The 11,122-nt window shown below is 60.6% G+C and carries 11 protein-coding genes and 1 pseudogene; 3 read left to right on the top strand and 9 right to left on the bottom strand.

Annotated features, from left to right (window positions below; all coding sequences use genetic code 11):
* The 4 genes and pseudogenes from YY7_RS0134865 to YY7_RS0134845 all read right to left on the bottom strand — a co-directional run.
* Nucleotides 1-183 (bottom strand): annotated as a pseudogene (locus YY7_RS0134865) (IS110 family transposase); the annotation flags it as partial.
* A 140-nt stretch (nt 184-323) separates the two neighbouring features.
* Nucleotides 324-644 carry a DMT family transporter gene (locus tag YY7_RS0134860; RefSeq protein WP_028167233.1) on the bottom strand — a complete coding sequence of 107 codons (321 nt, stop codon included), beginning with the start codon at nt 642-644 and terminating at the stop codon, nt 324-326.
* Between the two features lie 108 nt (nt 645-752).
* Nucleotides 753-1,208: a carboxymuconolactone decarboxylase family protein gene (locus YY7_RS0134855; protein ID WP_028167232.1), complete on the bottom strand. Its 456-nt coding sequence runs from the start codon at nt 1,206-1,208 to the stop codon at nt 753-755.
* Nucleotides 1,209-1,335: 127 nt separating this feature from the next.
* Nucleotides 1,336-2,757: a PLP-dependent aminotransferase family protein gene (locus tag YY7_RS0134845; protein WP_028167231.1), complete on the bottom strand. Its 1,422-nt coding sequence runs from the start codon at nt 2,755-2,757 to the stop codon at nt 1,336-1,338.
* A 201-nt stretch (nt 2,758-2,958) separates the two neighbouring features.
* Between YY7_RS0134845 and YY7_RS0134840 the strand changes: the two genes are divergently transcribed.
* A complete protein-coding gene (locus YY7_RS0134840) occupies nt 2,959-3,612 on the top strand; it encodes an FMN-dependent NADH-azoreductase (protein WP_245287519.1) in 654 nt (217 codons plus the stop codon).
* A gap of 42 nt (nt 3,613-3,654) precedes the next feature.
* A complete protein-coding gene (locus YY7_RS0134835; RefSeq protein WP_028167229.1) occupies nt 3,655-4,647 on the top strand; it encodes a nitrilase-related carbon-nitrogen hydrolase in 993 nt (330 codons plus the stop codon).
* Nucleotides 4,648-5,073: 426 nt separating this feature from the next.
* Here YY7_RS0134835 and YY7_RS0134830 read toward each other — a convergent pair whose 3' ends face one another.
* From YY7_RS0134830 to YY7_RS0134820, 3 genes are all read right to left on the bottom strand, one after another.
* The gene (locus YY7_RS0134830; protein ID WP_245287518.1) at nt 5,074-5,871 is read right to left on the bottom strand and encodes an NAD-dependent epimerase/dehydratase family protein; all 798 of its coding nucleotides are present in this window, start codon (nt 5,869-5,871) and stop codon (nt 5,074-5,076) included.
* A 699-nt stretch (nt 5,872-6,570) separates the two neighbouring features.
* The gene (locus YY7_RS0134825) at nt 6,571-6,996 is read right to left on the bottom strand and encodes an OsmC family protein (RefSeq protein ID WP_028167227.1); all 426 of its coding nucleotides are present in this window, start codon (nt 6,994-6,996) and stop codon (nt 6,571-6,573) included.
* Between the two features lie 118 nt (nt 6,997-7,114).
* Entirely contained in the window at nt 7,115-7,891 is a 777-nt protein-coding gene (locus YY7_RS0134820) for an alpha/beta fold hydrolase (protein WP_035691689.1), read from the bottom strand.
* Between the two features lie 103 nt (nt 7,892-7,994).
* On the opposite strand from YY7_RS0134820, the gene YY7_RS0134815 reads away from it, so the two are divergent.
* Complete coding sequence (locus tag YY7_RS0134815) at nt 7,995-8,204, top strand: hypothetical protein (RefSeq protein ID WP_155255434.1); 210 nt, start codon at nt 7,995-7,997, stop codon at nt 8,202-8,204.
* On the opposite strand, the gene YY7_RS0134810 is transcribed toward YY7_RS0134815, so the two are convergent.
* Both YY7_RS0134810 and YY7_RS0134805 read right to left on the bottom strand, forming a co-directional pair.
* The gene (locus tag YY7_RS0134810) at nt 8,201-9,403 is read right to left on the bottom strand and encodes an MFS transporter (RefSeq protein WP_028167224.1); all 1,203 of its coding nucleotides are present in this window, start codon (nt 9,401-9,403) and stop codon (nt 8,201-8,203) included. The genes YY7_RS0134815 and YY7_RS0134810 overlap by 4 nt on opposite strands.
* 561 nt (nt 9,404-9,964) lie before the next feature.
* Nucleotides 9,965-11,029, bottom strand: coding sequence for a ketopantoate reductase family protein (locus YY7_RS0134805; RefSeq protein WP_028167223.1), 1,065 nt, complete (start codon nt 11,027-11,029; stop codon nt 9,965-9,967).
* Nucleotides 11,030-11,122 lie beyond the last annotated feature (93 nt).

Raw genomic sequence — 11,122 nt, 5'->3', positions numbered from 1 at the left:
GACGCAAGCCTCCATCCCGATCAAGCACGGCGGCAGGTTGGCGAGCCGCGTTTCCACCTGGCCGCGTGACCACTTCTGTCGCAGCACGATGGCACCGCGGTGATCATGACCCACGAGGTGGAACGAGTTCTTGCCGATATCGATGCCGATCACGGCGATCGCTGCGTTGAGCTTCTGAGACATGGTGTGCTCCTTGTCTTGAGCGCCCCTTGCCAGCTTCTCGCACTGGCAGGGCCGGAGCACGGCCGGACCATTCCATTAGCGGACACTGGGCTTGCTGCCGCAAGAGAATGGTCACCCCCTGAACGCCTCCAGCGGCATCCTTAGTTTGCGGAAACAAGTTTCAATCCGATCACGCCTGCCACAATCAAAGCAATGCAAAGCATCCGCGCCGGCGACGCAGAGTCGCCCAGCACTGCGATACCCAGAACCGCGGTACCGGCGGCGCCGATACCGGTCCAGACGGCGTACCCCGTTCCTACGGGAAGTGTGCGGAGCGCCTGCGAGAGAAGAAAGACACTCGATAAACCGGTGGCAGCCGTAAACACCGCGGGTATCAGCAACGTGAATCCTGCGGACCACTTCATACCGAAGGCGAATCCGATCTCGAGAAGGCCGGCGGAGACCAATATCATCCATGCCATGTGGGTCAATCCATTCGCTAGTCGCCGGGGTTACGGCCTGGCGGCGCTCGTGAGGGGCCCGGATGCGCATGGACGAATCTCCGTGCGCGACGCGTTGCTGATGGCGCCTCAAGCCTTACTGGCGGCGGCAGGGATCGAGCGGAACGAAATTCCCAATCGATTGAACGCGCTCATCAAGCCGATCGCATAGGTGAGGTCAGCGAGTTCCTTGTCGCTGAATTCGCGAGCGGCGGCCTCATAGTCGGCATCGGGAACGCCGGTTTCGGCGACCCGCGTCACAGCTTCGGTCCAAGCCAGCGCAGCGCGTTCGCGCTCACTAAAGACATCCCCTGCGTCGCGCCATACAGGCACCAGCACGAGCTTGTCTGCGGCGACGCCACACTTGAGCAGATCGCGGGAGTGCATATCGATACAGTAGGCACAGCCGTTGATCTCCGACACCCGCAGGTACACGAGATTGACCAGTTGCTTTGGAAGGCCGCTTTTTTGAAGATAAACGTAGACACCTCCGAAAGCCTTGAAGCCTTCCGGTGAAGCCTTGGCGTAATCGATGCGCTTGTTCATGATTGAAATCCTCATCTGGTTGAAGGATTCCATCGTCTCGTATCTTGGCCTATTCAAGAAGGTCCAAGATTGGCCTTTGTAGCTGGGCCATGATTCCAGGCTCCAGAAGATCGGGCCCAAACTGCCGTCACATCAGTTTTAAGATGCGCCGTCCGAAATTTTCGGCCGTGCGCCGAGAGTCAATATTCGTAAAATTCAGAAGAAGGGCCGAAACTCCGTCGTTACGCGTCGTCCAGTCCGTGAGCGCCTCCGCGTACAGATTCTGTTCCCGCATGCTTGCAACGAGCCGGCGGTCTGAACGGTTGCCTCGCAGACGCAAGATCAGGTGCATGCCCCCGGGCTGCAAATCTATGCGCACATATTTTCCCAGCACGCTTTCCAGGCCTGCCGCAGTCGCTTCCCGACGCTCCGCATAGAGTTTTCGCATCCGCTGGATATGGCGTGCAAAATGTCCCTCACCGATGAATGCAGTGACGATGGTTTGCGTCAGCCCGGGACAGCCCGCCGAAAGGCTTTCAGTGACCTGCTCAAACTGCTCGACCTGCCCTTCCGGCACCACGAGATAGGCGAGGCGGATGCCTGGAAATAGCACCTTGCTGAATGTGCCAGCATAGAGCACCCGCCCATCACGATCGAGGCTCTTCAACGCAGGGAGCGGGCGGCTGACATAGCGGTATTCGCCGTCGTAATCGTCTTCGATGATCCATGCCTTGTTTCGCGCGGACCAGTCCAACAACGCGAGGCGCCGGGGTAACGACAAGGACATGCCGAGCGGGCTCTGATGTGCAGGTGTGACCACCGCCGCGTGCGCCCGGGGCGCCAGCTTGACGGCATCGGAAACAACCATGCCCTCCCCGTCGACCGGCACCGAGACGCCTTCAATGTGCATACGGTTAAATATTTCCCGTGTGGGCGGGTATCCGGGGTCTTCGAGCCAGACGCGATTACCCGCTTTCAATAGGGCATGACCAATCAGTTCAACAGTTTGACGATATCCCGAGGTAACGAACACCTGTGAGGGCGAGCAGCTGAGTCCCCGCGAAACCTGGAGGTATCTGGCGATTTCCGCACGCAGCAGCGGCAAGCCGTACATAGGAGGATGGATCATATCAGAAGGCTGCATGGCTCGCACACTGCGCGCGCCAAGGCGCGCCCAGATCTTGCGGGGGAACGCATCCAAGGCCGGCAAGCCCATCTGGAACGGCAGGATGGAATCCGGGCGAAAACTGACAGTGTCGACGTTGGGATTCGGCAGCGGCACCGGGCCAGTAATGGCCGTTCGCGGCTTGAGCTCCGGGCTGACAACGGTCCCCGCTTGCCCCCGTGCCTCGATATACCCCTCCGCGGCCAGCAAGGAATAAGCAGTTTCAATGGTACCTCTGGCCAGCCCCAATTCCTTGGTCAGCGACCGCGCCGAGGGAATGCGGTCACCAGGCTTCAGCATTCCAGTAGCGATAGCGTCGCGAAACCGATCGTAAATTTGCCGGTAGAACGGTGCGGCCGCCGTTGGATCAAGCGGGGAGATTTTTTCAGGTTTCACGGCAGGCATGGCCCGATCCGACCTGTGGAGGAACGAAACCTACTATGCCACAACGGCTCGGATCGGTCTCCACCTCTCGCGGGCTGCAACGCCGAGACTATCGCACGGGCAATCATGGACCACTCGCAAAGCTCATTTATGGCCCTTGGATGCAGGCTGCAATTGCTTATCGTTGATGAACAGAGTTAGACCGCAGCGATTGGAAAGCAGATGATGAAAATACTGCATTTGATTTGCAGCCCCCGCGGACAGGCATCGGAGAGCTACAGATTATCTCAAAAAATCATCGACTATTTGCTGGATAGCGAGCCCACGGCAACCGTCATCATTCGACCGATCGGCCGCGCCATCGCCGATCTCGATGAAAGCTACGCGACTGCTCTTGGGAGCACCGAGCGATCGTCCGCGGAACTGTTTGCCGAGGGCTCCATGTCCCGGTCAGAAGAACTGATTCAGGAGCTGGAGAGCGCCGATTTCGTGGTCATCGCAACTCCAATGCATAACTTTACGGTGCCCGTCGCTCTGAAGGCGTGGATCGATCACGTCGTTCGAGTCCGTCGAACTTTCAACGTGACTTCCGAAGGAAAACTGGGCGCACTGCGCGACCGTCCAGTCTTTGTCGCGGTGTCCTCGGGCGGAAGATTTTCTGGCGAGCGCACGCATCAGCCGGATTTTCTCACGCCGTATCTGAAAGCTATCCTGAGCACCATCGGCCTGCATGACCTGACGTTCTTCTCCGTTGAAGGCTCGGCCCTTGGTCCCGATGCGTTCGCCAAAGCCCGCACCAGAGCCGATCAAGCGATGCAGGGGCTCTTTCTCCGTTTTGCGCGTAATTCAAAGGCGTCGTTTCAGCAAGTGGTATGAGCAGCGGTCGCATCGATTCAATTTGCATTCGTGGAGAACAGCATGACTATCGTCAAAGCCGCTGCCGTACAGATCAGCCCCGTGCTCTACAGCCGGGAAGGAACGGTGCAAAAAGTAATTCAGAAGATCGGGGAACTCGCCAAGCTGGGGGCTCAGTTCGCCACGTTCCCCGAAACGGTGGTGCCGTATTATCCCTATTTCTCATTCGTGCAGACCCCTTTCGAAATCAGAACCGGCAAGGAGCACCTCAGGCTGCTCGATCAGGCGGTAACGGTACCCTCGGCCACTACAAAGGCTATCGCCGAGGCTGCGAGGCGGGCCAGGATGGTCGTGTCGATAGGCGTCAATGAGCGGGACGGCGGCACGCTCTACAACACGCAATTGTTGTTCGACGCAGACGGCGACCTAATCCAGCGCCGTCGCAAGATCAGTCCCACTTTCCATGAGCGCATGATTTGGGGCCAGGGCGACGGCTCCGGGTTGCGCGCGGTGGACAGCGCCGTCGGTCGTATCGGCCAGTTGGCATGCTGGGAGCATTACAATCCGCTGGCGCGCTACGCTTTGATGGCGGACGGCGAGCAGATCCATTCGGCGATGTATCCGGGTTCATTCGCAGGTGACCGATTTGCCGAGCAGACACAAGTCAATATCCGTCAACACGCCCTTGAAGCCGGCTGTTTCGTCGTCAACGCAACAGCGTGGTTGGATAGCGAACAGCAAGCGCAGATCATGAAGGACACCGGGTGCAGCATGGGACCAATCTCCGGCGGCTGCTTCACAGCAATCATTTCGCCCGAAGGTGAATTGATCGGCGAAGCCCTCCGTTCCGGTGAAGGTCAGGTGATTGCCGATCTCGATTTCGCGTTGATCGATCGGCGCAAGCAGCTCATGGACTCGCGCGGCCACTACAGTCGACCTGAAGTTCTCAGCCTGGCCATAGACCGCACAGCGGCGGCGCACATCCATGAACGCGGTACGCATCCTTTGCCGATCGTCGTTGAGCCAATTGATGAAGATAAGGTCGAGGCAGCTTAGTGCGGGCGCAATTGCGCGAGGGTGTGTTCTTTGGAGGTCCGGGCTGCAAATCCATTGTGCTCGTATTGAATGGCGGACTCCCGGCGCTCAGTTCGGTCGCCGACACGTCCGTTCCTGGCCCATGGCCGAAACCCGGATTGAAGATTGCCACGTCAGCTCACTGGGGTAGACCGATCGAGCTTGTGGGGCCTTCGATCGCCCGCCCTTGACCCGGAACAGACGTTTGATCTGAACGGCTGATGGGCAATAACCCCTTACGCTCTCGATGATGCCTGATCGTTCCTATTCACCAATCAGTCTGGCGGAACGACTAGCCGCTCTCCGCTTGATGCAATCGGGAAAGCATGTTGCTTAAGCGAGGCGCCACAACGTCGCGGGTGCCGAGGCGTTGCACGGGCTCGCGCGCTGAACCGCTGCGCGAAATCGTCAGACCGGAAGACGAAAATCGGGAGTCCAACCCAGCTCTGCGCGTGCCTTTTCTGTCGCCACGCTTCTGTTGGACTGTGCGATGTTATAGATGCCCGGGCCGCCGTGATCGATGGCCAGCAGAGCGGCATAGGCAGCCGCATCCACATGAATGGGCGCAGAATTTGACGGCTCGTCCGAAGCAGTTCCGGGGCCATAAAGCTGGCCGTAGCGGAGGACGACGCCCTCGAGCGGCGGCGATTTCAAAGTGAGATCTTCGAGCGCAATCAGTCCCTGCACGTTAATACCGCTCTCTCCCTCGGCCCCGGTATCCAGCGGGTCCGTCTCCGCGTGCGGCTCGGCCCCCGGTGCGTAGGCCCACGCGTTGCTTTGCGCCACCAACCGGTGCGCACCCGCGGCAATTGCGGCCCCGACAAGGTTCCGCGTTCCTTCGCTACGGATGCGAGCGGTGCGAACGATCGCTGCTCCCATCTCACGTGGGTTAAGATCTTTCGGGAGGTCGGTGAGCTGATGTATCACGACATCCGGTCGTGCCGATGCGACGGCGCGCAACAACGCCGGCGCGTCGAAGACGTCGACCACGACCGGGTCCGCCCCGAGCGAGCGCAGCACGTCGGCATTCGCTTGCGACCTGGTGCTGCCACAGACGTAATGGCCAGCGCCGTGTAGGAGCGGCGTCAGGCGTCTGCCGATGGCCCCGGACGCACCTGCAAGGAAGATCCTGTAACCCATCACCGTTACTCCTTTGTCATCCTGCGCCCCGACGCCAAGGGCGAGACCGGAAGCAGGTGCGGACATTCAGATTTCCACCCGGCCGCAGCCAGCGCATCCAGTGGAATTTCGCTTTCACGATCGCTTGACAAAAAGGTTTTTGTTGGAGGCCAGTTCGATCGCACCACACTAGGTCGGGATACGAATGCGAGGTCGGCTTGTGGCCCATCACGTCGATCCTGCGATTGATCGAAAGGGCCGCTATCGAGGGGTAACCGGACCACCAGCGGAATCGGGAAGACAGCCGCTCATGAGGCGTAGCGCAAGATCGTAGTCCGTCGCTGGTTATCCGGCCGGATCGCGTTGGCGGCCGCTGCATCATAGGGGTATAGCGAAGCAGTAGTGCCCATCTTCATCGGCCGTGGCGCGCCATTTCGGTGCCGGGACGCACGTTGTCGGCGCCGGACCATGGATGACGTAGGCGTAGCACGCTCTGTTCGGTGCTTGGCAACGATAGGCGCAATCCGCGTCGCGCCGCCACGCACCGGCTACTGTGCATGGGGTTGTTTTCGACTTTTTTGTTTTGGGGCATGAAAGCGGCAGGCTGAACCGGGTCTCATCCGGCTCCTGCCCGCTACTTCATCAACCGCACGCCCTTGGTCGTGAAGCGCTGCGTCTTGCCGCCCGGGCGCATGGGACGCTTCGCCGTTATTCGATACAAAACCGCAAGCACTCGATTCCCTGCATGACCGCTGTCGGTACGAGGTGTTGTGCGATCATGCAGCCTCACGAAACGAGTGTGGCACTAAAATAAATCTCGACCTTCATCAGCTTGGAGACGGGGCAGCCGGCTTTTGCGCTTGCGGCGATCGACTGGAACGTGTCGTGGTCGACGCCCGGTATCTTCGCCGTGGTGGTGAGATGCGCCGAGGTGATCGAAAAGCCGTCGCCGTCCTTCTCGATGGTGATTTCTGATTTGCTGTCGACCTGCTCCGGCACGAAATTCGCCTGACCGAGCTGTCTGACGAATGACATGGTGAAGCACGCGGCATGCGCTGCACCTAACAGCTCCTCCGGATTGGTGCCCGGCTTCTCGCCGTAGCGGCTGAAGAAGGTGTAGGGATGATTGTCCAGCGCGTGGCTCTCGGTCGAGACTGAACCCTTGCCTTCGCGCAGGCTGCCATTCCAGGCGGCGGATCCGAAACGTTTCATCGGTCTTTACTCCTTCCTGTTGTGCATGCCCCGCAGCTTACGAGCGCGCCAGCGCCGCCGCTCGTCTCTTCCCGGTCTCGATCATGTCGAGAGCACGGCGGTCCCAACTATGTTCACCTCATCCGCGTTGGCCGGCAGCCTCCAGGATCAGTTGCGTGATTTCATCAGGTTGAGAGATCAGCGACAGGTGACTCGCCTTGACCTCGATGGTCTTGGCTCCCATGCGCTTGGCCATGAATCGTTCGAGGTCCGGATTGATCGTGCGGTCCTCGGTCGAGACGGCGTAGTAGCTCGGCTTTGATCGCCAGGCCGCGTTCGTGGTCTTGCCGGAGAGCAACGCCTTGTGGAACGGCTGCTGGACCGCATAGAGCACCTTGGCCTTCGCCTCCGGCAGGTCGCCCGCGAAGTCGCGCAGGAAAGCCTCCTCGGAAAGCCGTCCTTCATCGCCGTCGAACACGATGCCGGCCGTCGCCGGCGGGGTCGGATAGGTCTTGGCGAGCGCAGTGTAGTCCTCGCCGGCATCCGGCGCGCGCGCCGCCACATAGACGAGCGCAGAGACGTTCGGATGCACACCGGCCTCGGTGACGATCATGCCGGAGAAGGAATGGCCGACCAGAACCGTCGGGCCGTCCTGCCGAGCGAGCACGCGCTCGGCTGATGCGACCGCTTCGGGCAGCGTGGTCAGCGGATTCTGCACGGAGGTCGCGTTGAGGCCGGCCGTCTGCAATCGCGCGATCACCTCGGACCAGCACGAGCCGTCGGCGAACAGCCCATGCACCAGCACGACGTTGCGCGCCTTCGGCGGGGTTGCGTTTGCGGCCATGCCGCGTGTGGAGATCAGCGAGGCGGCTGCGCCGGCAAGCAGAGCAGTCGAAAAAGCTCGTCTGTTCATCATCGTGATGTCGCTTCCTTTGATCACGAGAGGGATCGTCTTGATGGCGCGGAATGGCCGCGCGGTCTCAAGCAGGTCCCTGCATCAACGCGTCGATGCCGGGCCAATGCGCGGCGAAGATGCCGCGCACGAACGCCTCGCGGTTGTTCTCGATGCTTTAGTGGTCGGGAGGATAGTTGACCATGATGCAGAAGGATTTCGGGATCGCACGGAGCTTGGTGTTGCCGAGTCAGTGATCAGCTCGAGCCGCGCCGTTGCCGAGGTGAAAACGCGCTACTGGGTCGATGCGATGGCCGGTCAAGCGCACGAATCTTAAGCATCCGCGGATCGCGGCGCGCTTCGATCGCTTTTGTCCTCGACTGCGATCGCCAGCAGCCATATGGCAAACCCCGCCAAAGCCAGCCCGCAGCCGACCCAGCCGGTCGATGTCCATCCGTAGCCGGCAGAGATGGCGAGGCCGCCGAGCCACGGGCCGAGCGCATTTGCGGTGTTGAAAGCCGAATGGTTGAGGGCGGCCGGAAGGGCCTGGGCTTCGCCCGACACATCCATCAGCCGGGTCTGCAGCACAGTTCCGAGCGCTCCGCCCAAACCGATGAGAAATGCGTCGATCGTCATGGTCCAGATGTTCAACGCTGCCCAGGGGAATACAGCCAACGCGGCGGAACTCCAGATCAGTAGGCCGCCCGCCGTCGGCATGATTGCGCGGTCGGCGACCCGTGGCACCACAATATTGCCGATGGTCAGGACGAGCCCGAACGCTGACAGCACCAACGGCACGAGGGCGGGCGAAACGTGCGTCACTTCCATCAGCGTCGTCGCGGTGTAGGTGTAAACCGCAAACAGGCCGCCAAAGCCGATGGCGCCGATTGCGAGCGTGAGCCAGACTTGGCCGCGCCTCAATGCGTCAAGCTCACGCAACGCGCTTGCCTTCGGGGCCGGGTGATCGACGGGCGCGAACCATGCAACCATTGAAAGGGCCGCGATGGCGAGCGCAGCGACGACGCCAAAGCTCCAGCGCCAGCCGGCCGCCTGACCCAGCCAGTTCGCGAGCGGGACACCGATCACGGTCGCAACCGTCAGGCCAAGGAACATCTTTCCGACGGCCTGTGTCCGCTTGTGGAATGGCACCAGCGAGGCTGCCACCATGGCCGCCGTGCCAAAGTAGGCCCCATGCGGGACGCCGCTCAGGAAACGGAACGCCAGCATCCAGTGATAGCTGGGCGCGAACGCGCTCAGCGCGTTGCCGACAGCGAACATGGCCATCAGCAACAAAAGGACGTTGCGACGCGCCAAGCGAGCCGTCAGTACAGCAAGCACGGGCGCACCGATCACCACGCCCAACGCATACATGCTGATGACGTTTCCGGCTGTCGGCTCATCAATCCGCAGATCCGGCGCGAAATAGGGCAACAGGCTCATGGTTGCGAATTCAGTGGTGCCGATCGCAAAGCCGCCCATGGCTAACGCGAACAGGACAAGGCCGGTCCCTCCAGGGGCGGCATTCTGCTTTTCCATATCTTTCCCGAGTTTTTGGAATGCCGATCCAAGCGCCCTAAGGCTTGATCGGATGAATGGCTCGATCAGATGGCGGTGGCTCGATCATTGACGGTTACCGCCTGCGATCGAATCCCATAACGGATGTGGGGAGATGTTCAGAGGGTGTGCAACGCATGTATTCCATGCGTCCGGCACGGCTGGAGCGCGCGTCATTCATCGGAGGTTGAGACCTGAGGGATAGAGGCACCTGAGCAAGAGCAGGCACACTGAATTACATGACATCGATCAAATAGACATGCATCCCATCAGATTCAAATAATGCCTGTGTGATGTCGGTCAGGTCCCGGCCAAGCCATTGCTATCGGGCACGCAGCCCTTCGTCCTGGATCGCTCGCGAGCAGAGGTGTCGCCGGCGTGAAATCAACCTGCTTCTCATGGCGCCACGCCAGACCGACAGAGCAAGCGGCGGTGTCAGGGCAGCCGAGCGCCCTGGGGAGTCATCTCAGGATTTTCGAAGGTGTAGATATCTGGCACGCCATTCCGAATGGCACGCCAATCGCGAACCGCGATCGCAGCACATCACTGCGCGCTGGATCCGCCCTCCACGATCTTCTCGTTCAGCTTCTGATCCACGATCTGCACGGTTCGGTCGATCTCGGCATTGGGCGCGCCAAGCTGATGCGAAATCAGCTTCACCAGCAGGTCGACCCGCTCGATGAAGGGCGCTCCGCTCGCCACCGCGCGCGCCGCCGATGAAGGCTTGAGAAGGCTTTCCGCCGCCTTGGCGTATTTCTCGAACGGCACCTGGTCCTTCGGGTCGGCTCCCAGTCGGCGAGCGATCCCATCGACGTGCTCATAGATCGACTGCGAGCGCTTCAGATCGGCGTGCACCGCGTCGCGGATCGATTGCGGCTCCTGTGGCGTGATGCAGCGGTAATTGCCGGTCAATAGCATCGACCATTTGGCCAGCGGGACGAACAGCGAGTCGAACACTTTGAGCTTCACCGGAACGTCCTGGCCATCCAGCTTCACCGCGTCGATGTCAGCCTCCAGCTCGCGAAGCAGCCGGTTATGTGCCTCATCCGCAAATGCCGCTGCCTTGAAATTTGTCGGCAGGCCGACATGAAGGACATTCGCCGCCTCGTCCGGTGGGCGGAAGGCCTGCGGATCAGGCGAGCACAGCGAAACCAGTCCCGGCTTGAACCGTTCCCATACCTGCGCATTGGTATAGGCCTCTTCGAGGTCCATCTCCGCCAGCGCCGGAATCCGTTTGAGATAGGGCAAGGGCGGCATGTTCATGATCGAAAGGCAAGGCAGCTTCGCCTCGGCGATCTTGATCATCAGAACCCGGATCGTGTGGTTGGTGTATTGCGGCTCCTGCATGGCAAGGCCAACCAGATCGTAACGGGAGAGGTCGACGTCTGCAGGCGGTGACGCGTCCAGGGTCCCGGGCAGATCACGCGAAAAGATCGAGCGGTGCGTCGGCTCGTCACGCAGCTTGATGCGAACTTCGGTGCCGTCGCGATTGATGAGCTCTGCGGTCTTCTTGCGACAAACCAAGGTCACGTTGTGACCGGCCATCAGCAGCTTCGTCGCGAGCAATGAGCCATACGAGGCTCCAAGGATCAGAACGTTGCGCGCCATGCTCCCTCTCCCAAAGGTTTTCCTCCAACGCCCCCAACCCAAGCCAGTCTCGAATCTTCGTCGGGTATCCGCTTGGGCGAAGGAACGGCGCGG

The organism is Bradyrhizobium elkanii WSM2783 (genome assembly GCF_000472865.1).
Lineage (GTDB): Bacteria > Pseudomonadota > Alphaproteobacteria > Rhizobiales > Xanthobacteraceae > Bradyrhizobium > Bradyrhizobium elkanii_A.
This window is presented reverse-complemented; position numbering and strand designations above follow the sequence as displayed.